The sequence below is a fragment of the Rhizobium sp. TBD182 genome (assembly GCF_001950375.1).
Lineage (GTDB): Bacteria > Pseudomonadota > Alphaproteobacteria > Rhizobiales > Rhizobiaceae > Agrobacterium > Agrobacterium tumefaciens.
The window spans coordinates 208,641-229,463 of sequence record NZ_BDLN01000003.1; the positions used below are offsets into that span (position 1 = coordinate 208,641).

Below are 20,823 nucleotides of genomic sequence, written 5' to 3' on the forward strand. Positions count from 1 at the left end.
CTGCCAAAGCTCCCGGAACAAAAGCCACCCTGTGGTTGTTAATCCGGGAGACAGCAAGCGACGAGGCGGATCGCGGATCATGGCACGGCAGGTTTTCTGGAAGGGCTATCTGAAGCTGTCGCTGGTGACGGCCGCAGTTTCGCTGACGCCTGCCACAACCGAAAGCAACAAATACCGCTTTCACGTTCTCAACCGCAAAACCGGCAATCGCGTCGAAAGCCGCTATGTCGACAGCGTTACCCACAAGCCGGTGGCCGCAAAGAACCAGGTGAAGGGGTTTCCCCGCGCCGAAGACGATTATGTGTTGCTGGAGGATGACGAGATCGATGCGGTCGCGCTTGAAAGCACCCGCACCATCGACATCCAGACCTTCGTACCCACAGGTTCTATCGACTGGATATGGTACGACCGGCCGCACTTCCTGCGCCCGGAAGACAAGATCGGCACGGAAGCCTTCAGCGTGATCCGGGAAGCCATGCGGGCAAACGGCGTCGTCGGTATTGCCCGGCTTGTTCTCTATCGCCGCGAAAGAGCGGTTCTGCTAGAACCGTCGGGCAAGGGCATCATTCTGTGGACCCTGCACTATGGCGAGGAAGTGCGCGAAAGCATCGACGCGCTAGACCCGAAGATGAAAATCGAAAAGCCGCTGCTGGACGCGATGGAAAAACGCATCGGCAAACAGATGACGGGATGGAAACCGGCGCTGGTGCAGGATCCGATCCAGAAAAAGATCAGCGCTTTGCTGAAAACCAAGAGCAAGACCGTCTCTTCCCCGGAAAAGAAGACCGGCACGAAAACCCGGACCGGCGGCAATGTCATCAACATCATGGATGCCTTGAAGAAAAGCCTTGCCTCGGACAAGAAGGGCTGACGCTTATCGGGCCTTTTTCGGCAGGGGTCGCGCGGCAGCGAAAAAGCCGTCCCATGGATCCTTCTTCAGGGCAGAAAGGCGCGCGCCGATATTGCTGACCGTGAAGTGTGCCGGACCTATCTCATCTGAGAGTTCCGCCCATTCGATTGGCGCTGAAATGGCGGCTCCCGGTCGGGCACGTGTCGAATAGGGCGCAACAGCCGTATTGCCCCTGCCATTACGCAGATAGTCGAGGAAGATGCGACCCTGGCGTTTCGCTTTGGTTGCCACCGCAAGATATTTCTCCGACTCCGCCTTGGCCATGTCATCCGCCATGGTCTTTGCAAAGGCCTTCAAGGCCGGCCATCCCGCTTCCGGTTTCAAAGGTGCCACGACATGCAACCCCTTGCCGCCGGAGGTTTTCACGAAAGCGGCCAGACCGGCATCTTCGAAACGCCGCTTCAGTTCCAGTGCCGCATCGATTACCTCCTGCCATGACACGTCCTCGCCGGGGTCTATATCCATGGTGATCATGTCAGGCTTTTCCCAGTTCGCGGTTGTCGCCCCCCATGGGTGAATTTCAAGCGCAGCGGACTGGACCAGGGCCATCATGCCATCGAAATCCGTAATCCTGATAAGCGGTTCGCCGCCCTTGTCCTTCGGATCCTTGATCTGTTCTATCGCCTTGTTCACACCGCGCCAGGCGTGTTTCTGGAAGAAACGCTGACCATCGATCCCTTCAGGACAACGCAGCAGCGCCAGAGGCCGGTTGACGACAAAGGGGGCCATATAGCGCCAGACCTGCGTGTAATAATCGGCAAGCCCTTCCTTGGTCACGCCATCGTCCGGCCAATAAAGCCGTTCCGGATGGGTGAACTTGATCTTTGACTGCGGCGTCCCTTGTTCCGACACGGCTTTATCCTCGCGTTCGATTTCGCCCGCCGGCTTGTCTTCCCGCAAGCCGCGGAATGATGCATGGCGCAGATTGCCATCTCCGGACCAGGCGCGAAACTCCACTTCTGCAACCAGTTCCGACTTGACGAAATGCAGGTCGCGGCGCGCAAGTGCCGTGAGCTTTTCGCCGAAAGGGCTATCATCGATGCCCAGCGGTTTCAGGCGGCCAAGCAGCATTTCGGCAATGTCAGCGGTATAGCCGGTGCCGACTCGGCCGACATGACGCAGCTTGCCTTCCTCATAAACGCCGAGCGCCAGTGAGCCGATGGCATTGTCCGACGCGGAGGAAAGCGTATAGCCGCCGATGACGAACTCCTGTCGCATCGAGCACTTGGATTTCACCCAGTTACCCTTGCGGCCAGAGACGTATTTGCTGTCCTTGACCTTGGAGACAACGCCCTCGAGGCTGAGGCGGCAGGCATGATCGAGAACAAGCCCGCCGCTTTCCTCGAAATGTTCGCTGTAGCGAAGATGCGGGTTGCTGGCGGGCAGCAGCTTTTCCAGTAGCGCCTTGCGATCCGTCAGCGCCGCCCCGCGCAAATCCGTGCCATCCAGATAAAGGAGATCAAAGGCATAAAAAACGAAGCGGTCGCTGCGCCCTTCGCTCAAGTCCTGTTGCAAGGCAGAGAAATCCGAGGCGCCGCTGTCCCGTTCCACCACGATTTCGCCGTCGATCATCAGTGTTTCGACCGGCAGCGACTTGAGCGCTCGAGCCACGGCATCGCCGAACTTTTCGGTCCAGTCCAGTCCGCTACGGGTCAGAAGCTGGAGTTTGCCGTGGTCGATACGGACCTGCAGGCGATAGCCGTCGAACTTGATCTCATGCAGCCAGCGGGAGCCTTCCGGTGGCTTGGGTTTCAGCGTCGCAAGTGCCGGCGGCACGAAGGATGGCAGCGCCTGTTTGCGGGCACCTTTCGGAAGGGCATGCGCCTGTTTTTGGCCCGAGGAGGAACTAACGGTCTTTTTCGATACGGGCTTCGAATTCCAGGTGTCTTTCGGCTTGGCGGCAACTTCTTCAACACTTCGGCCAGTCTTCACGGATTCCGGCCGCTCCTCCAGAATATCGGCGCCGCCATCATGCCTTGCCTCTTCGTCGTCGCCCTTGATCAGCAGCCAGTTTTCACGGCTTTCACCGGGCTTTCCATGCATACGTACAAGATGCCAGCGGCCTTTAAGCTTTTCGCCCTCCAGTTCGAATTCGAGATGGCCTTTGCGGTAGCCTTTCTTCGCGTCGCCAATCGGGCGCCAGACACCACGATCCCAAAGAATGACGGTGCCGCCGCCATATTGACCTTTCGGGATTACGCCTTCGAAGTCGCCGTAGCTTAGAGGGTGGTCCTCGACGTGGACCGCAAGGCGCTTGTCCTCCGGGTCAAGGCTCGGCCCGCGGGTTACCGCCCAGCTTTTAAGGACGCCGTCCATCTCCAGCCGGAAATCGTAATGCAGTCGGCGGGCATCGTGCTTCTGTATGACGAAACTCGATCCCTGCGCATCGACCTTGTCGCCCTTCGGCTCCGGCGTCTTGTCGAAACTGCGCTTGGCGTTATAGCTCTGCAAACCCATGGATCAGCTCGCTTTCCGGGAGGATTTGCGCCCCGCACCAGCGGTAGATTTTCCGCTGTCGCAGTCACCGGCGCTGCGGCGCAAAGCCTCCTTCAAGTCGATGATGTTATCTTGCTTGCGCGGCGGCTGTTTGCTGATTTCCCTGCCCTCGATCTTCGCCTTCACCAGTTCCGCCAGCGCATCATTGTAACGATCGGTATATTCCGCGGGATCGAATGTGCCTGCCCGTTTCCCGATGATGTGACCGGCGAGTTCAAGCATCTCTTCATCGAACTGAATATCGGGAATGGACTTGAAAACGGTGGTTTGCGAGCGAACCTCGTAGCCGAAATTCAAGGTCGTCGCCACGAGCGCCTTGCCGCTTGGACGGATCAACAGCACGCGGTTTCGGCGAAAGAGTACCGCTTCGCCAAGTGCCGAGACCTTCTCGTCGTCCATGGCTTTTGCCAGCAGCGTCAAAGCCTCTTCGCCACCTTCCTGCGTCGGCGCCAGATAATAGGATTTGTCGAAATAGAGCTTGTCGATCTCGTCGTGGCTCAGAAAATGCCTGATGCGGATGACCTTGTCGTTTTCCGGCATCAGCGTTGCGATCTCATCTCCCTCGATGACGATATGGTCGCCATTGTCGAGTTCATATCCCTTAACCTGATCCTCGCGGTCGACAGCGTCGCCGGTATCGCTATCGACATATTGCCGTTCGACGCGATGGCCGGTCTTTCGGTTGACGATGTTGAAGGAGATCTTTTCCGATGAAGTGAGCGCGGAATAGAGACCGATTTCACATGTGAAATCGCCGAATGTCAGATGACCCTTCCAGCTCGCCCTCCGGTTCATGATGGCCGCCCATGGTCGTCTTGAGAGGATTGGCCTCTGCCCCGGTCCGCAGCAAGGATGCACTCGATAGCGGGAACGTCCGCATCGGCCAGCACCGGGACAGGGTCGGATGCCATCGCCTCCAGCACCTCCGGCGAAAGCCCGCCATTGCGGATGACCCATTCCATGGCTTCGCGCGTTTGCCGCTCGGCCTTCAGCTGCGCATAAAGCGCCAGTATCAGCCGGTCGCGGACATCGAAGGGCTTCACATCTCTGTCTGAACGTTCTGTCTGTCGTTTCATGTCAAGTCCTCAAAGCCGATCAGGCAATGCCCCGGCCTCCGGTAACACCATAGACCTCGCCATTGATGAAGCTGCCATCCTGCGAAGCCAGCAGCACATAGACCGGTGCCAGTTCCACAGGCTGGCCTGGACGGCCGAAATCACTGTCCTTGCCGAAATTCCTGACCTTTTCGTCCGGCTGCCCGCCGCTTGGCTGCAAAACCGTCCAGAACGGACCAGGCGCGACGACATTTGCCCGAACGCCCTTTTCGATAAGCTGTTTGGCGAGCGCTTTCGTATAGGCAACGATGCCGGCTTTCGTAGTGGCATAATCAAGAAGAATGGGAGACGGCTCATAGGCCTGTATAGATGCGGTGGTGATTACCGATGATCCGGGCTCCAGATAAGGGACGGCGGCCTGCGCAATCCAGTGCAGCGCGTAGAGATTGGTCTTCATCGTGCGGTCGAAATCTTCAGTCGACAGCTCGGCGATACCCTCGCGATATTGTTGTCTCGCGGCATTGATCACCAGAATATCGAGGCCGTTGAGATCACCTACCGCTTTTTCAACCAGTTCGCGGCACCATGCCTCATCGGTAATATCTCCGGGTAAGGCGACCGCCACGCGGCCTTCCGCTTCGATAAGTGCTACCACCTCTTCGGCGTCCGATTCTTCCTCCGGCAGATAGGATATCGCGATATCTGCACCCTCTCGCGCAAAGGCGATTGCCACGGCGCGACCGATGCCGGAATCACCGCCGGTTATGAGCGCCTTGCGCCCGGCAAGCTTGCCGCTGCCGCGATAGGTCTTTTCACCATGATCAGGGAAAGGCATCATGTTCGTGACCAGCCCCGGCATTTCCTGAGTCGGCGTTGAAAAGGGCGGGCGCGGATACTGGTTGCGCGGGTCCTGCGGCTCAAGGCGGTCTGTCATTGGTTTCTCCCAGAGATAGAATTCCATCCTTGGTGCGTCTCATGACCAGCGAATTCCTCATCGGAAGGTCAGGGCTGCCGCCGGCTGCGGCGGTGGCGACACGGACGCACCACACACAATCCTAACGATCTGCGTTCGCTCTCGTTCCATTGGCGTAGGAGAATGGAATTACGACGGCATCACCCGCCGCACTCCTCTTTCAGACGGAATGTTTCTTCCGCTTGCCCGTACTTGCCGCCGCGGCAGGAGCCACATCCGGCCTGCCGAAGAGATAACCCTGCGCCTGCGCGCAACCTTCATCGACAACCATGCGATATTGCGCGTCGGTTTCGATACCCTCCGCCGTCACTGGCAGATCGAGGCTGCGACCGAGGCCGATCACCGCGCGCACGATGGCGCGGGCATTATCATCCTCGCTCATGGCGGCGATGAAGCTGCGGTCGATCTTGATCTTGTCGAAGGGGAAGCTCTGCAAGTTGCTAAGCGAGGAATAACCGGTGCCGAAATCATCCATGACGATGGCCACACCCAGCGCCTTCAACTGGTTGAGGATGATCAGCGTCGCCTTGCGGTCCTTCAGCAACGCGGCTTCGGTGATCTCGAGTTCCAGCCGGTTCGGCGAAAGGCCGGACTGCATGAGAACCGTGCAGACGACATGGCCGAGATTTGCGAGCGAAAACTGCAATGGTGAAACATTGACAGCGATTTTCAGGTGCGGCGCCCAGGTGCTCGCCTGGCGGCAGGCCTCGCGCAGCACCCATTCGCCGAGCGAGATAATGATCCCGCTTTCCTCTGCAATCGGAATGAAGACATCCGGAGGTACGACACCCCGTGTCGGATGCTGCCAGCGTACCAGCGCCTCATAACCGACGACCTGACCACATTCGACGGAAAGGACAGGTTGATAGTTCAACACCAATTCGTTGCGGTTGATGGCGAGTCGCAGATCAGTTTCGAGCTGGCGGCGCTCGCGGGCCTCCTGATCCATCAGGGGATCATAAAAGGACAATATTCCGCGCCCACCCATCTTGGCGCGGTAAAGCGCCAGATCAGCGGCGTGCAAGATGCTTTCGTTGCTGTTCCCGTCCCGCGGAAAGACGGCGATGCCGATGCTGACGCCGACAGCGGTCGGGTCGTTGGCCGCATTCATTTTCAACCCGAACATGGCAAGGATTGTCTCGGCAAGCAGACGTGCCTCCTCCGATTTGGTGTGCCGGGCAGTCAGGATAACGAATTCATCGCCCCCGAGACGGGCGACGATATCTCCCGGCCTTGCGCATTCATCGAGGATGGTCGCAACTTTTTTCAGCACCCGGTCGCCCTCGGCATGGCCGAAAATGTCGTTGACCGCCTTGAACCGGTCGAGATCGAGCGCCAGCAAGGCAAACTCATCCTCCGCGTCGCAATGTTCGATCTGCTGGTGCAGCCGCGCCTGGAACATGGTGCGGTTCGAAAGGCCGGTCAGCACATCGTGGCGGGCCAGATATTCGATCTCCCTTTGCGCCTCCCGCTTTTCCGTCAGGTCGCGAATGGCCAGCACTTCGCAAGGATGGCCGCGATACTCGATGGTGCGCACGGCAAGCTCGAACACCTGCGGCCGGTCGGTGCGTTCGCGGATTGCCTCAACCGGCGCGAGGCGCGGCAGATAGGTGGGCTGTCCGTCCATGGCCTTGAAGAGATCATCTGGATTTTTACCCATCAGCGATGCCTCATCGCTGCCGACAAGCCCGGCGAAACGGGTATTCAGCTCAACAATGCGGCCATCACGGACCACGGCAAGACCATCCAGCGTCGCATCCACAAGCCCCTTGAGATCGACAAGGTAACGGTCAACGAGAGCGGCGGTGGCAGTGGCTGCGAGGACCAGGAAAGTCACGCCCGAAACGGCAGCAATCATGATCACTCTGGCGAGATTGTCGGGATCCGGGCCAGCGACGGACGGATCCGGCGACAGGATCGTGGCCGACATGGCGGTGAAATGCAAAGCGCAGATTGCCAAGATCGAACATCCGGCCGGAATGACGATGCGTTTCCATGCGGCGGAACGAAGGAACAGGAAAAAGGCCAGCAGAAAAAATACCCAGGCAACAGCAAAGCCACCAAAAACGGGGCCCCAGCGATAGCTGATCGTGGCGGCCACATCCATGCCCGCCATGCCGACGAAATGCATGACGGCAACCGAAAGGGTAACCAGCGTTCCGACGATAACGGGACTGTAGCTCGCCTGCGAGCGCGCCCTAAGCGCCAGCCAGAACCCCAGAACGGCCAGAACCGCCGACAGCGCCGTGAACTGGAAATCAAAGCCGATCGGGACTGAACCCTTATAAGCAAGCATGGCAACGAAATGCGTAGCCCAGACGCTGAGCCCCGCTGCAAAGGCGGCAACCAGCACCCAATAAGGCTTGCGGCCAGCCGGGCTTTCTTCCGCACGCAACAACAAATGGAAAAAAGCATGCATGCCAAGCAGGCAAATAACCGCTGCAAGCAGTACGATCGCATGATCGTGTTGTACCGAAACGCATTCCAGAACCGTGAACATGATGCACTCTCCCAGCCTCGAGAACCGCCCACGATCGCACTATGGAGTTGGTTTATTTATAAATCTCTAATGCAACTTTGGATAATTGATCGATCTCATCGACAAAGAGCCAGGAGACGCCGGGCCGACGCGCCAGCCCATAAAGCTCTTGCGACCGGCCCGATAAACGCCAAGAGAGAAAGCCTTTATTTCCAGCTTCGAAAATCGTCCCCGGCACAACCGAAAGGTGCCGGACCATCAGCAAAACGCTCCTGCAGACGCGCGCAGCCCCACTCGTTGAGCGCCGCGGGCATCATGTTGTTGAGGTCCATGCCCGGAGAGTTGAATTGCGAAGGCGCGCTGGTGACGTACCACAGCCAGTACCCCAAGGTTGCAACGACGATAAAGGCGACAATTGCAACGAACGTTGCCAGCCGTCGCGCAAGGCTTGGGGCCTTTGTCACCGCCGCGCCGGGGGCGGATACGCCCTCCTGCCCACGGTTCGCAAGCACCGGTTCGAGCGAGGCAAGTGCTTCCGCTCTTTCCTGTTCCGATAGGTCAATTCGCTCCAGCCGATCGTCAAGCAGAACGGGCAGCGGGGTTTCACCGTGCCAGACCGCCAGTGCGACATCGTGTTTGCCGGTGTGGCCAACGACGACCGGGATTCGCCCTCTCTCTAGGTAGGTAAAGGATTGCCTCTTCGTCTTCCCTTCCCTGACCGTATCGGCATAGGTCACGAAGAGACGGCTGCGTTTTTCGGCGACCGCCGTCAGCGCCACCGGAATAACAGTCAATGGCGCCGGGTGCCGCAGACGCAGACGAGCCCGCAAGGTGCGGATAAGCGTAAGCAGCAGTGCGAAACAGCCAAAACCAAGCAGGGCAACGAACACGCCCAGGGTTATGATCCGGTTCCAGAGCATATCGAGGCCAAGTGAAATCGTTGCAAGTTCGGGATTCTTCGCCGAAATGACCAGACCGGTTTCATAGTCACCTGTATGGAAATCGACGAACATGACCTCGACATCCTTCTTGTAGGTCACACCGCCATGGTCGTAGGAAAGCTCCGCTTCGCAATTCGTGAAGATCGCCTTGCGGGTCTTGCAACTGCCGTTGATATCGCCGCTTTCGATCTCCAGCGGGTCGCGGCTGATCTGATAGTCGCGCAACACACCCGGGCCTTCGGCCACGAGCAGGACGACTGTAATCACCAGCAGCACGGGAATGGAGAAATAATAGGCCGCCGGTACCGAAATGACACCGCGCTTCAAACTGAGCGGCCTTGCGGGAAGTTTTATTTGTGGGAAGCTCATGGTGCCAACGCATTTAGTGGAATGTGAGCGAGCGGGGTTTGGGAATCCCGCTCTGGGAAAGGGTCGATCGCTGCACGGTCTAACCCGCTAGAGCCATCGCGAAAACCCCAAGAATTCAAGGATGCGGGCGTAATAGTTCGCACGGCGGCCCTGTCTTAATTGGCAAGCAGTCGGGGGACCCACAAAAAAACGGGCGGTAAATTCACCGCCCGTCACATGTTTTCCGTCTAGTGGTTCGCAGTCACTGCTTCGTCACGTTTTCCAGTCGCGTCGTCTGGCTTGGGTGACCGACATAATCCTTGACGCGCGACGTCAAAACGATCGGCTCGTATCTCTCGAAGAGAGGCAGAACCGCTGGCTTCTGCGCGACGAACATTTCCTGCATCTGGGTGTAGATTTCCCCACGTTTCTTGGCATCGGGCTCAAGGGAAGCCTTTGCGGTCAGAGCCGTCAGTTCCGGAATGTCCCAGGCAGAGCGCCAGACGAAATTGCCGGCATTGTTGGCAGCAAGCGAGTTGTCGGGGTTACTGGAGAACTGCTCCATCGAGCCGAGGACGTTGGGCATATAGGCGCCCGTCTGCGGAATGAGCAGATCGAAGTCTCGCGCACGGTGAGCGGCAATCACATCCGAACCGTTACCCTGCTGAATGTTCACCTTGATACCGACCTGGCTCAGCGATGCCTGGATGGCCGTAGCAAGATCGATGCGCGGCGTTTGGGCAATTGTCTTCAGATTAAGCGTGAAGCCATTCTCATAACCGGCTTCCTTCAGAAGAGATTTCGCTTTCTCGACATCAAGCTTCCAGTCGGGGCTTGGAATGGCATATTCGAAATTCTCCGGAACCGGCACCGTGCGCGCCCTGCCATAGGGGCCCATGATGGTCTTTTCCATTCCCTTGTAGTCGATGCCGTAAGCAATTGCTTCGCGAACCTTGGGGTTGGAAAGAGGCTCCTTGCCCGCATTCATGGACAGGACGTAGAAACCACCCGTCGGCACGCGCTGGATCTGAAAACCTTCCTTGTTGTTGAAGGTCGCAAGGTCGGATGCCGTCAGCGCGCTGGCAATGTCGATGTCGCCTCGCTCCAGCATCAGGCGCTCCACTTGGCTTTCCGGTACATGCCGCACGATCACGCGACGCATTTTCGGGCTGCCAGCCACATAGTCCTTGTTGGCCTCAAGAATGATGATTTCGTTCGGCGACCAGCGATTGAGGGTGAAGGGTCCTGAACCGGCGGAATTTGTTCTCAGCCACGCATTGCCCCAGTCGCCGTCAACTTCATGGGACTTGAGCTCCTTGCTGTCGACAACGCTGGCAATGACCATCGCCAGACGATAGAGCAGCAGTTCGGATGTCGTTTGCCCTGACAGTTCAATACGGACCGTCTTTTCGTCCGGGGCGCTCACCAGCTTGTCGACATTTTCCGCGTTGTAACCGACGCGCTTGAGGTTGGCGGCCGCCGCCTGATTCATCTTCAAAAGGCGGCTGAACGAATAGACCACATCTGCAGAGGTAACGGGATTGCCCGAGGCAAAGTTGGCGGCCCGAAGATGAAACGTGATGCCCTTGTCATCTGTCTCCCAGCGCTCTGCCAGCTGCGGCGAAACCTTCCCCGAGCCATCGACCGAGATCAGCCGATCGTAAAGATTGGCCATGATTTCGTTGGCTTTCGCTTCGGTAGCCTGATGGGGGTCTAGCGAAAGCACCTGGGCCAGCGATGTCCCGACGACGAGCTGGTCGTTGGGGGTCTTGGCCGCCACCGGCGACGCCTGCACCAACATGGCGCCCAGAACGGTGGTGAATGCGAGACGGATCATTGATTTTTTCATACCTGCTCCTCCTACAGATCGGTAATTGCAAGCCGGCAGCGCCACGTGCGCCAACCGGCCTGAAACAGTCAAAGATGGTTGTTGTTGAGCGCCTCGATGAGCGCGGCGATGTAGCCGTAGCAAAACGCAAAGGCGACACCGACGGGATCGCGGCCCGCAATCGTCGGCACATGATCGGGCATGATCATGTAGCGATAGCCGAGTTCATGGTAGAGCTTCAGCGAACGGACCATGTCCATGTCACCCTCGTCGGGAAACGTTTCCATGAACGACAGCTTGCCGCCGCTGATGTTGCGGAAATGGACATTGAATATCTTGTCGCGGCTGCCAAACCAGCGGATGATCTCGTCGATCTCCTCGCGCGGATTGTCGAGCATCTCGCCGATCGATCCCTGGCAGAAATTCAGGCCGTGATAGGGGCTTTCCCGCATCTGCACGAATTTCTTCAGGCCCTCGACTGTGCCGAGCACCCGGGTGACACCCTTGTAGCCGGGCGGGGTGTAGGGGTCATGCGGATGGCAGGCGAGCCGGACCTTGTTGCTTTCGGCAACCGGCACCACGCGTTCGAGGAAATAGTCGATGCGTTCCCAGTTTTCGTCCTCGGATAGAACACCGGCAAGGCCCGGAGCCGCGTCGTGGTCCGCCTTGTCCCATCGCCAGGCTTCATTGAGCGAACCACCGCGCCCACGCTCCATTTCAGTGCGCGGGATGCCGATGAGATTGAGGTTGTATTTCGCCGCCGGGATGCCGGCCCTGGCGATATCCTCAATCATCCTGCAGACGGCATCGATCTGCCGGTCGCGCTCTGGCCCGGCAAGCAGGATATCGGGAAACGACGCCTGTTCGATCGGCCTTGATGGCAACGGCAATTGCACCATGTCGAGCACGAGGCCAAAGCTCTCGACCTTGTCACGGTGACGCTCAAAATCCTCAAAGGTCCAGCTTGCGGGTGCACCAGGCGGATCGGCGTTGATATTCTTGACGCCAAGCTGCGCCCAAACCTTGAAATCCTCGTCATCGCGCGCTGTCACCTGGGTGCCGACATACATCGATTCTCTCCTCACTCCATGCTAGTCATCATATGACATCGCACGAAATAAGATGAGTGTCGAGATGCTATTGCGCCTCGGAAAGCAACCTGTATCGACGCTGGCTCGCAAGCATATGATCGCGCATGGCTTTCCGCGCGGCATCCGGATCCTGCTCTACGATGGCGCGCAGGATTGCCTCATGCTCGGCCTGCACTTTGCGCAGATAATCCGCGTCGCCCGTCTCCGGCAGGGTTGGAAACTGACCGCGCGGTATCGAGCGTGACCCGAACTGGCGCAGTGCCTCGAGATAGAACCGGTTGTTGGTCGCTATCGCAATGGCCGTGTGAAACTCGTAATCGGCACTGACGGTGCTTTCGCCGGCATCGATGGCCCGGCCCATTTTCCGATGGGCTGCGGAAATTGCCGCCTCCTGCTGGGCTGTGCGGCGATAGGCGGCAATTGCCGCTGCTTCGCCTTCGGTTGCGAGCCGAAATTCAAGCATTTCCAGCGTTTCTGCAATTGTGCCAACTTCGGATTGCGTCAGCTTCACACCCGCCCACTCGCTGACATTGCTGACGAACACGCCCTTGCCGTGGATGGGAATGACATAGCCGGAAGAGCGCAGATCCGCGATCGCCTCGCGAACCACTGTGCGGCTCACGCCGTAGGTGCGCTCAAGCTGCGGTTCCGTGGGAAGCTGATCGCCGTTCTTCAGTTTTCCACTGCGAATTTCTGCACTGAGATTATCGATGATCTGTTGTGCCCGCCGCTCCCGCGGCTTTTCCCTATCGCCCATCATGCCACTCTTCCCTCTTGCAGAAAACGAATCCCTTCGTTACTCATATGATGACGTGGCGTTACGTCATATGTTTTCATGTTAGCTCAGGGAGGAGTTGGGATGAAGTACCATCAAAAGTTTTTGCAGGGTAGAATTGCTCGTCTGCGGCGAGCCGTTCAAAAAGTGGCATCGCTGACAGCGTCTTCCCGTGGAAGTGCGATTTGCGATGACTGAAATTTCATTGCGCGGGCTTGGACATCGCTTCCTGCAACTTATCGTCAGTCTCTTCATCCTGCTCTGCATCACCTTCATCATTGGCCGGGTGATGCCGACCGATCCGGTCGGGGCAATCGTCGGTGAGCTTGCAGATCCCAAGGCCTATGAAGCCATGCGGGCTCGGCTTGGGCTTGATCTCCCTCTCTACCAGCAGTTTTTCATCTATCTCCGCGGCCTGCTGCACGGCGATTTCGGTATAGCTATTCTGACCGGAAACCCTGTAACGCGGGACCTGGCGCAAGCCTTCCCGGCGACGCTTGAGCTTGCAACGCTGGCAATCATCATCTCCACCGTCATCGGCGTCCCGCTCGGTCTCGCCGCGGCCCTGTTTCGCGACACGTTCATCGACAAGTTCGCACGTGTCTTTGCGCTGGTGGGGCATTCGATACCCGTATTCTGGTTCGGTATCGTCGGGCTCGTGATTTTTTATGCGAATCTCAACCTTGTCGCCGGGCCCGGTCGCGTGGACGTCTTTTACGAAGGCCTCGTGGAGCCGAGAACAGGGCTGATGCTGGTCGACACTCTTCTCGCAGGTGAGACAGAGATTTTCTGGAACGCGCTCGCGCATATCATGCTGCCGGCGATCATCCTTGCCTATATGGCAATGGCCTACATCACCCGCATGACCCGCGCCTTCACCCTCGAACAACTCAGCCAGGATTATGTGATTGCGGCGCGTGCGAAAGGCGTCAGCCCGGCGCGCACCGTAACCCGCCATGTACTGCCGAATATCGCGGTGCAGCTGATCACTGTTCTCGCCATCTCCTATGGCAACCTGCTGGAAGGCGCCGTTGTGACCGAAATCGTCTTTTCCTGGCCCGGCATCGGACAATACATGACGAACGCACTGCTTATCGGTGACATGAATGCGATCCTCGCAGCCACGATCGTCATCGGCTTCATCTTCATGATGCTCAACTTCCTCGCAGACGTGGCCTACACCACGCTTGACCCGCGGACACGGGAGGTCGCTCGATGACCGATATAACTCAGAACACTCCCGTGCGGAGCCGCAGCGCATTGTCTCGGATATCCACAACGACGGCGCGGACGCTGCGGAAGCTTGGCGACGAGCCGCTTGGAATGTTCGGCTTTGCCATTCTCGCCATTCTGGTCGTGGTTGCCATTTTCGCTCCCCTGATTGCGCCATATGATCCGGTGCGCCAGGTGCTCGACAATGCGCTTCAGCCTCCCAGCTGGGCGCATCTGGCGGGGACCGACGAATTTGGCCGCGACATTTTCAGCCGCCTCGTCTATGGCACCCGCATCACGATCCAGACCGTCTTGTCGGTCTCGATCATCGTCGGCCCTATCGGGCTTGCAATCGGGGTTATGGCCGGTTTCTTCGGCGGCCGAACCGACGCCATTCTGATGCGTGCGACCGATATTGTCCTTTCCTTCCCTTCGCTCGTTCTGGCACTTGCCTTTGCTGCTGCAATGGGAGCCGGTCTCGGCACCGCAATCATCGCGATCTCGCTGACCGCCTGGCCGCCCATCGCGCGTCTGGCGCGGGCCGAAGCGCTGGTCGTGCGCAACACCGACTATGTTGCGGCCGCACGCCTCTATGGGGCCTCGCCGATGCGCATCCTGTTTCTTTATATCGCGCCGATGTGCATTCCTTCGGTTATCGTCAGACTGACGTTGAATATGGCCGGTATCATCCTGACGGCCGCCTCGCTTGGCTTCCTCGGTCTTGGCGCGCAGCCGCCGCTTCCCGAATGGGGGGCGATGATTTCCAGCGGCCGTAAATTCATGCTCGATTACTGGTGGGTCGCCGTCATGCCCGGCATCGCGATCCTTTTGACGAGCCTTGCCTTCAACATCGCTGGCGATACGCTGCGCGACCTACTGGATCCGCGTCATGCCCGTTCCTGATAGCTCTCCCATTCTTTCGGTCCGCGACCTTAACGTTCGCTTTGGCCGCAACGCCATCCCCGCCGTCTCCAATGTCAACTTCGACGTCGGACGCGAGCGTGTCGGTATCGTCGGCGAATCCGGGTCCGGAAAGTCCACGACCGGCCGTGCCGCCATGCGCCTTCTGCCCAAGAGCGCCACGGTGACGGCAGAACGGATGGATTTCCTCTCCGAACCCCTGCTTGAAAAATCCGAGCGCCAGATGGGTGCGATCCGCGGCAGCGAGATGGCGCTCATCATGCAGGACCCGCGTTATTCCCTTAATCCGGTCCTGCCGATCGGAAAGCAAGTGGCGGAAGCGGCCGAGCTGCATCTGGCCCTCAAGGGCAAGGCAGCCAGAAATGCCGCGCGCGACATGCTGCTGCGCGTGCGCATCAACGATCCTGACCGCGTGATGGGGCTTTTTCCCCACCAGATTTCAGGCGGCATGGGACAGCGCGTGATGATCGCCATGATGCTGCTTGCCAAACCCAAGCTGGTCATCGCCGACGAACCGACCTCAGCACTCGATGTCAGCGTCCGCAAGGATGTCCTTCTGCTTCTGGACGAGATGGTGCGCGAAAACAATTCAGGCCTCATCCTCATCAGTCACGATATCCGCATGGTCGCAGCCTTTTGCGAACGCGTGCTGGTCATGTATGGCGGACGCGTCGTGGAGACGCTTTCCAAGCTCGAAGATGCGCAACACCCCTATACGCGGGGCCTGATCGCGGCCATGCCCGATCCCCGCAATCCGGTCCGGCGCCTCAAGGTGCTGGATCGCCAGGCAATCGATGCGGAGGTGATGCGATGATCACGGTAGACAAGCTTGATGTCGTCTACGGCACGAAGGAAAACCGCAATCACGTCGTGCGCGACGTCAGCTTTCGGGTCAACCGAGGCGAGACACTCGGCATTGTTGGCGAAAGCGGTTGCGGCAAGTCGACATTGCTGCGATCGCTTGCCGGCCTGGAATCCGGCTGGACCGGATCGATCTCTTTCGAAGGCAACCCTGTAGGCAAAGTCCGCAGCCGCGACGAGCTGAAGCTGGCCCAGATGGTGTTCCAGGACCCCTATGGTTCCCTGCACCCACGCCACCGCATCGGCCGGGCTCTTGCCGAACCGATCCGCTCCATGGGGCTTGGTGACGGCTGGTCGAAGGTTCCGGCTGCGCTGCAGCAGGTTGGCCTGCCCGCGCATTTTGCCGAGCGCTTCCCGCACGAACTGTCCGGAGGCCAGCGTCAGCGTGTTGCGATCGCCCGCGCGCTTATCCTCGAGCCGCCGATCCTGCTTCTCGACGAGCCGACATCCGCTCTCGACGTCTCCATTCAGGCGGAAATCCTGAACCTGCTGGCCGATCAGCGCGACGAGCAGAACCTCACCTTCGTTCTCGTCAGCCACGACCTGTCGGTTATAGCCCATATGTGCGACCGCGTTCTGGTCATGCAGAATGGTGTTTTTGTCGATGAGTTGACTAAGGCCGATCTTGAAGCGGGCATCACCCACGCGGCCTATTCAGGCGAACTCTTCGAAAGCAGCTTTCTTTGAAAGCCGTCATGGGGTGAGCCATTGGAACAGCTGGACTGCGAGGCTTTCCCTGGCAGTCCAGTATCTGATCAGGCCGTCGGCCCGCGCAAAAGGCAGATGGCCCCGTGATCAGATCAGCCGTGCTCCGTCTTCACTCGAAAACAGATGGACGCAGTTAAGTGTCGGCGAGACCATGATGCTGTCGCCGACTGCCTGCCCTACGCGTTCCCGAAAGACGCCGAGTACCTTGGTATCGCCGAGTTTCATGGTGACCTGCGTTTCCGATCCTAATGGTTCAACCAGCATTATCTCGGCAGGCACGCCGCCGGCATCAAGCAGGAAGTGTTCCGGGCGGATGCCGTAAACGGCCTGTTTGCCGGCAAAGCCGGCCGCGGAAACTGGCAAGGGCAACACGATACCTGCGGTTTCAAAACCTCTTTCAGTTATCGCGCCGGTCAGGAAGTTCATCGATGGCGAACCGATGAAGCCCGCAACGAACTGATTTGCCGGGCGGTCGTAAAGTTCGAGCGGCGTGCCGATCTGCTCGACCCTGCCGCCATTGAGAACCACGACCCTGTCGGCCATCGTCATCGCCTCGACCTGGTCGTGCGTCACATAGATCGTGGTGGTCTTCAGCTTCTGGTGCAGCGCCTTGATCTCGCCGCGCATGACGACGCGCAACTTCGCATCAAGGTTTGACAGGGGCTCATCGAACAGGAACACCTGTGGATTGCGAACAATGGCGCGGCCCATCGCGACACGCTGGCGCTGGCCGCCGGAGAGCTGGCGCGGATAACGGTCGAGCAGCTGCGCAAGGCCAAGAATATCCGCTGCCCAGTTCACCTTTTCAGAAATTTCCTGCTTGCTCGAGCCGCGGTGCTCCAGCGAAAAGCCCATATTGCTGGCCACCGTCATATGCGGATATAGGGCATAAGACTGGAACACCATGGCAATATCGCGGTCCTTGGGATCGAGATCGTTGACGACCCGTTCGCCGATCCTGAGCTCTCCGCCGGTAATCGTTTCGAGACCGGCTATCATCCGCAACAGGGTCGACTTGCCGCAGCCGGAAGGCCCGACAAGCACAACAAACTCGCCGTCCTTAATGGCGAGATCGATGCCGTGAATGGTTTTCACCGCGCCATAGCTTTTGCGGATGTCGGAGAGAGTAACGTGAGCCATCAATCGGTTTCCGGTTCTTCAGCCCTTGAGGCCGGTATGGGCGAGGCCTTCGACAAACTGCTTCTGGGCAATCACGAAGACGATGAGCACGGGCAGCGCAGTCAGCGTCGCTGCGGCAAGCTGGATGTTCCACATCGGCCCGCCATAGGCGTCGGTATATTGCGTCAGCGCCTGCGGCAGCGTGAACATCTCGGCGCTGGAGAGAAAGACGATGGGTTCGAGGAACAGGTTCCAGGAATGCAGGAAGGTGAAGATTGCGACCGACGCCAGCGCCGGTTTGGCGAGCGGCAGCGCGATCTTGCGGAAAATCTTGAAACGCCCGAGACCGTCGACACGCGCCGCCTCTTCCAGCTCGCCCGGCAGCGTCACAAAAAACTGCCGCATGACGAAGGTGGCAAACACGCTTGGCGCCCCGAAAATCGGCACGAGGATCAGCGGCCAGTGGGTGTTGACCATGCCTGCCTTCAGGAACATCTGGAAGAGCGGCACGATCGTCACTTCGGACGGGATCAGCAGGCCAAGCAGCACGATCATGAAGATCACATTGGCGCCCGGAAACCGGATCCGTGCGAAGGCATAGCCTGCCATTGAGGAGATGATCATCGTGCCGATCGTCACCACAGCGGCAATGTAGGCGGAGTTCCAATATTGCCGCACGAAGGGCTGCAACTCGAACACCTTCGCATAGGTCGTCCAGTCGTGGCTCTGCGGTATGAGCTGCGGTGGGAAGGCGAAGATGTCGCTTATGGGCTTGATGGAGGAGGTAACCATCCACCAGGTTGGAAAGACGAAGGGGACAAGCAGCACGCACAGCAACCCGTAGAGCGCCACCTGCATGCGGGGGGAAAGGTCAGCTTTCATAAAAGACGATCCTCTTGCGCATCTGCCATTGGGCAAAGGTCAGCACGGCAACGATCAGAAACAGCAGGATGGACAGCGTCGAGCCGTAACCGAAGAAATGGAACTGGAAGGCCTGCTGATAGAGGTAGTAGACCAGCACCGTGGTCGACAGACCCGGCCCGCCCTGGGTCAAAACAGCGATCTGAGCAAAAACCTGTAACGAGCCGACAATGGTGATGATCGAGGTCAACAGGATCGTCGGGCTGATCAGCGGCAGGGTAATGCGACGGAACTGTTTGAAGGCTGGCGCGCCGTCGATGCGGGCGGCCTCGTAGAGTTCCTTCGGCACGCCCTGAAGTGCCGCCAGAAACAGGATCATGTTGAGCCCGACATTCTTGAAGACCTGTACGACGATGACCGAAATCATCGCTGTCGTCTCCTCGCGCAGCCAGTTGGGGCCTTCGATGCCGACCATCAGCAACATGCCGTTGATGCCGCCGTTCTTCTGCAGCAGGAAACCCCAGACGATCGTCCAGGCAACGAGAGACACGACGACGGGCGAGAAGAACAGCGTTCTGAATATCGCTATGCCGGCAAGCTTCTGGTTAAGCAGCACGGCAAGCAGCAGCGCCAGCGACAGGTTGAACACGACGAGGCCGGCGGAGAATATCCCGGTCGCGCCCAGCACCTCCAGAAGATTGCCGTCTTCGATGAGCATCCGGTAGTTCTGCGCACCGGTATAGGTGAAGGTATTGGCGAGCACGTTCCACTCATGCAGCGAATACCAGAACACTAGCCCCAGCGGGATCAGCACGAAGATGATGATCCCGATCAGCTGCGGGGCGATGAACAGAAAGCCAGCGAGACTGTCGCGCCGCGCGATGGTCCAGAACGCCGATGCAGGGCGATGCCGGGGACGGGTAATCTCCTGCGCGACAGCCATGGCTTTCTCCTCAGCGCTTCAGGAGCGGCGCGATCTGGCCGCAGATTTTTTGAAGCGCTCCCGCGACATCGGCCTCCGGCCGCCAGACCGCGTCGAGGTTTGAGCGCACGATCTGCTGGATCTGGGCAAAGCCGGTGTGGCCGGGCATGACCTTGCCTGTGGCGATGCCTGATATGACGACCTTTTCGATCTGTTCCTGGCTGAGCAGCGGATTGGTTTTTTTCAAAACCTCCGCATTCAACAGCGACTTGCGTGCCGAGGGGAAGAACTGGCTGAGCTTTGCCGAATTTTCCGGATTGGTCATGTAAGCAACGAATTCGGCCGCCGTCTGCGCATTCTTGCCAGACTGCATGACGCCGATGCCGGCCTGCCCGATCAGCGCGTATTCACCGGCAGGTCCTTTCGGCAGCGGCACGAGGTCCCAGCCGAAAGGCTTGTCCTTCGGCAAAAGCGAGGCCCGGCTGATCTGGGTAATGGTCATCGCGGCATTACCGGCAAAGAAATCGACCGTCTCGCCGGGGCCGGGCATGGCCTTCTTGCTGAAGATGGCATCATGGATGAACGACACCGCATCCGCCATCGGCTTTTCCGACATGGTGCAGGTTGCGCCATCCGCGCTCCAGGGCGATGCGCCCCAGCCGTTCCACACGGAGGTCAGATATTGCCAGTTTTGGTAATTGAAGTCGCGGACGACAAGCCCGCCCTTGCCGGATTTCGCGACCGCCGAGGCGGTGGCGATGGCGTTTTCCCAGGTCCATTCGCCGGCAGCGATCATCTCCGCCGGGGTCTTTGCACCTGCGGCGTTGATGAGATCATTGTTGACGAAGACCGCAAAGGGCGAGGTCGAGAACGGATAGGCGAAGAGCTTTCCGTCCTGCGACCAGCGTTCCGTGGCCCCGGCGCTGACTTCGTCGAGATTGTAACCCTGTGCGGCCTTCAGCGTGTCGGTAAGCGGATAGAGCGCGCCTGACTTCACGAAATCATAGGCCGAGGTCTCGAAAATCCAGGCCATGTCAGGGGCGTTGCCACCGGCGATCTGGGTCGTCAACGCTGTGGTATAGGTGTCGAAAGGCAGGGACTCATAGGTCACGCTGACATTCGGATGGTCCTTTTTGAAGCCGGCTGCGATGTCGTTGAACAGCTTTAGATGCGCCTCGTTGGCACTCCAGATCGTCATGCGCAGCTTGACCGCATCCTGCGCCGCCGCTGCCCCTGCCAGCGCAAACGAGCCGATAAGGGCCAGCGCGCAGGCCGTGGTTTGCATTCTCCAATGACTATTCATTCCCAGTCCTCCTCCAAAGA

Annotated in this window: 18 protein-coding genes; 5 read left to right on the forward strand and 13 right to left on the reverse strand. The window is 58.8% G+C overall.

Annotated features, from left to right (window positions below):
• Positions 1 to 79 precede the first annotated feature (79 nt).
• Positions 80 to 871 (forward strand): Ku protein, encoded by a 792-nt coding sequence (locus T18_RS13255; protein WP_004431193.1) that lies wholly within the window; start codon positions 80 to 82, stop codon positions 869 to 871.
• Between the two features lie 3 nt (positions 872 to 874).
• Here T18_RS13255 and ligD read toward each other — a convergent pair whose 3' ends face one another.
• The 9 genes from ligD to T18_RS13300 form a co-directional block, all read right to left on the reverse strand.
• A complete protein-coding gene (ligD, locus tag T18_RS13260; RefSeq protein ID WP_038495311.1) occupies positions 875 to 3,367 on the reverse strand; it encodes a DNA ligase D in 2,493 nt (830 codons plus the stop codon).
• A 3-nt stretch (positions 3,368 to 3,370) separates the two neighbouring features.
• Positions 3,371 to 4,201 (reverse strand): Ku protein, encoded by an 831-nt coding sequence (locus T18_RS13265; RefSeq protein WP_038495309.1) that lies wholly within the window; start codon positions 4,199 to 4,201, stop codon positions 3,371 to 3,373.
• Positions 4,198 to 4,482 carry a hypothetical protein gene (locus T18_RS13270; protein WP_038495306.1) on the reverse strand — a complete coding sequence of 95 codons (285 nt, stop codon included), beginning with the start codon at positions 4,480 to 4,482 and terminating at the stop codon, positions 4,198 to 4,200. Before T18_RS13270 ends, T18_RS13265 begins: the two co-directional genes overlap by 4 nt.
• 19 nt (positions 4,483 to 4,501) lie before the next feature.
• Positions 4,502 to 5,395 carry an SDR family oxidoreductase gene (locus tag T18_RS13275; RefSeq protein WP_038495923.1) on the reverse strand — a complete coding sequence of 298 codons (894 nt, stop codon included), beginning with the start codon at positions 5,393 to 5,395 and terminating at the stop codon, positions 4,502 to 4,504.
• A 199-nt stretch (positions 5,396 to 5,594) separates the two neighbouring features.
• Positions 5,595 to 7,934 carry an EAL domain-containing protein gene (locus T18_RS13280; protein WP_038495303.1) on the reverse strand — a complete coding sequence of 780 codons (2,340 nt, stop codon included), beginning with the start codon at positions 7,932 to 7,934 and terminating at the stop codon, positions 5,595 to 5,597.
• A 185-nt stretch (positions 7,935 to 8,119) separates the two neighbouring features.
• Positions 8,120 to 9,223: a hypothetical protein gene (locus T18_RS13285; protein WP_038495300.1), complete on the reverse strand. Its 1,104-nt coding sequence runs from the start codon at positions 9,221 to 9,223 to the stop codon at positions 8,120 to 8,122.
• A 241-nt stretch (positions 9,224 to 9,464) separates the two neighbouring features.
• Entirely contained in the window at positions 9,465 to 11,003 is a 1,539-nt protein-coding gene (locus T18_RS13290; protein WP_370953851.1) for an ABC transporter substrate-binding protein, read from the reverse strand.
• A gap of 116 nt (positions 11,004 to 11,119) precedes the next feature.
• The gene (locus tag T18_RS13295) at positions 11,120 to 12,100 is read right to left on the reverse strand and encodes a mannonate dehydratase (protein ID WP_013761138.1); all 981 of its coding nucleotides are present in this window, start codon (positions 12,098 to 12,100) and stop codon (positions 11,120 to 11,122) included.
• A gap of 67 nt (positions 12,101 to 12,167) precedes the next feature.
• Complete coding sequence (locus T18_RS13300) at positions 12,168 to 12,881, reverse strand: FadR/GntR family transcriptional regulator (protein ID WP_004431172.1); 714 nt, start codon at positions 12,879 to 12,881, stop codon at positions 12,168 to 12,170.
• A 205-nt stretch (positions 12,882 to 13,086) separates the two neighbouring features.
• Between T18_RS13300 and T18_RS13305 the strand changes: the two genes are divergently transcribed.
• From T18_RS13305 to T18_RS13320, 4 genes are read left to right on the forward strand one after another with little or no spacing between them, the layout of a single operon-like run.
• A complete protein-coding gene (locus T18_RS13305; protein WP_038495297.1) occupies positions 13,087 to 14,115 on the forward strand; it encodes an ABC transporter permease in 1,029 nt (342 codons plus the stop codon).
• On the forward strand, positions 14,112 to 15,011 hold the full coding sequence (locus tag T18_RS13310; RefSeq protein WP_038495294.1) for an ABC transporter permease: 900 nt from the start codon (positions 14,112 to 14,114) through the stop codon (positions 15,009 to 15,011). The genes T18_RS13305 and T18_RS13310 overlap by 4 nt, the downstream gene beginning before the upstream one ends.
• A complete protein-coding gene (locus T18_RS13315; protein WP_038495291.1) occupies positions 14,998 to 15,843 on the forward strand; it encodes an ABC transporter ATP-binding protein in 846 nt (281 codons plus the stop codon). The genes T18_RS13310 and T18_RS13315 overlap by 14 nt, the downstream gene beginning before the upstream one ends.
• Positions 15,840 to 16,577: an ABC transporter ATP-binding protein gene (locus T18_RS13320; RefSeq protein WP_038495288.1), complete on the forward strand. Its 738-nt coding sequence runs from the start codon at positions 15,840 to 15,842 to the stop codon at positions 16,575 to 16,577. The genes T18_RS13315 and T18_RS13320 overlap by 4 nt, the downstream gene beginning before the upstream one ends.
• Positions 16,578 to 16,685: 108 nt before the next feature.
• On the opposite strand, the gene T18_RS13325 is transcribed toward T18_RS13320, so the two are convergent.
• Genes T18_RS13325 through T18_RS13340 form a run of 4 tightly spaced genes read right to left on the reverse strand, consistent with a single transcriptional unit; the run spans position 16,686 to position 20,803 of the window.
• Complete coding sequence (locus tag T18_RS13325; protein ID WP_038495286.1) at positions 16,686 to 17,738, reverse strand: ABC transporter ATP-binding protein; 1,053 nt, start codon at positions 17,736 to 17,738, stop codon at positions 16,686 to 16,688.
• 18 nt (positions 17,739 to 17,756) lie between these two features.
• The gene (locus tag T18_RS13330) at positions 17,757 to 18,599 is read right to left on the reverse strand and encodes a carbohydrate ABC transporter permease (protein WP_035200343.1); all 843 of its coding nucleotides are present in this window, start codon (positions 18,597 to 18,599) and stop codon (positions 17,757 to 17,759) included.
• Complete coding sequence (locus T18_RS13335; protein ID WP_004431155.1) at positions 18,589 to 19,521, reverse strand: carbohydrate ABC transporter permease; 933 nt, start codon at positions 19,519 to 19,521, stop codon at positions 18,589 to 18,591. The genes T18_RS13330 and T18_RS13335 overlap by 11 nt, the downstream gene beginning before the upstream one ends.
• 10 nt (positions 19,522 to 19,531) lie before the next feature.
• On the reverse strand, positions 19,532 to 20,803 hold the full coding sequence (locus T18_RS13340) for an ABC transporter substrate-binding protein (protein ID WP_038495280.1): 1,272 nt from the start codon (positions 20,801 to 20,803) through the stop codon (positions 19,532 to 19,534).
• Between the last annotated feature and the right edge of the window lie 20 nt (positions 20,804 to 20,823).

What these genes read in the sequence shown, in the direction of transcription:
- T18_RS13300 (WP_004431172.1), bottom strand. Translation starts at nt 12,881, where the DNA reads ATGATGGGCGATAGGGAAAAGCCGCGGGAGCGGCGGGCACAACAGATC.
- T18_RS13325 (WP_038495286.1), bottom strand. Translation starts at nt 17,738, where the DNA reads ATGGCTCACGTTACTCTCTCCGACATCCGCAAAAGCTATGGCGCGGTG.
- T18_RS13315 (WP_038495291.1), top strand. Translation starts at nt 14,998, where the DNA reads ATGCCCGTTCCTGATAGCTCTCCCATTCTTTCGGTCCGCGACCTTAAC.
- T18_RS13265 (WP_038495309.1), bottom strand. Translation starts at nt 4,201, where the DNA reads ATGAACCGGAGGGCGAGCTGGAAGGGTCATCTGACATTCGGCGATTTC.
- T18_RS13290 (WP_370953851.1), bottom strand. Translation starts at nt 11,003, where the DNA reads ATGTTGGTGCAGGCGTCGCCGGTGGCGGCCAAGACCCCCAACGACCAG.
- T18_RS13330 (WP_035200343.1), bottom strand. Translation starts at nt 18,599, where the DNA reads ATGAAAGCTGACCTTTCCCCCCGCATGCAGGTGGCGCTCTACGGGTTG.
- T18_RS13340 (WP_038495280.1), bottom strand. Translation starts at nt 20,803, where the DNA reads ATGAATAGTCATTGGAGAATGCAAACCACGGCCTGCGCGCTGGCCCTT.
- T18_RS13295 (WP_013761138.1), bottom strand. Translation starts at nt 12,100, where the DNA reads ATGTATGTCGGCACCCAGGTGACAGCGCGCGATGACGAGGATTTCAAG.
- T18_RS13310 (WP_038495294.1), top strand. Translation starts at nt 14,112, where the DNA reads ATGACCGATATAACTCAGAACACTCCCGTGCGGAGCCGCAGCGCATTG.
- T18_RS13320 (WP_038495288.1), top strand. Translation starts at nt 15,840, where the DNA reads ATGATCACGGTAGACAAGCTTGATGTCGTCTACGGCACGAAGGAAAAC.
- T18_RS13255 (WP_004431193.1), top strand. Translation starts at nt 80, where the DNA reads ATGGCACGGCAGGTTTTCTGGAAGGGCTATCTGAAGCTGTCGCTGGTG.
- T18_RS13285 (WP_038495300.1), bottom strand. Translation starts at nt 9,223, where the DNA reads ATGAGCTTCCCACAAATAAAACTTCCCGCAAGGCCGCTCAGTTTGAAG.
- T18_RS13275 (WP_038495923.1), bottom strand. Translation starts at nt 5,395, where the DNA reads ATGACAGACCGCCTTGAGCCGCAGGACCCGCGCAACCAGTATCCGCGC.
- ligD (WP_038495311.1), bottom strand. Translation starts at nt 3,367, where the DNA reads ATGGGTTTGCAGAGCTATAACGCCAAGCGCAGTTTCGACAAGACGCCG.
- T18_RS13280 (WP_038495303.1), bottom strand. Translation starts at nt 7,934, where the DNA reads ATGTTCACGGTTCTGGAATGCGTTTCGGTACAACACGATCATGCGATC.
- T18_RS13335 (WP_004431155.1), bottom strand. Translation starts at nt 19,521, where the DNA reads ATGGCTGTCGCGCAGGAGATTACCCGTCCCCGGCATCGCCCTGCATCG.
- T18_RS13305 (WP_038495297.1), top strand. Translation starts at nt 13,087, where the DNA reads ATGACTGAAATTTCATTGCGCGGGCTTGGACATCGCTTCCTGCAACTT.
- T18_RS13270 (WP_038495306.1), bottom strand. Translation starts at nt 4,482, where the DNA reads ATGAAACGACAGACAGAACGTTCAGACAGAGATGTGAAGCCCTTCGAT.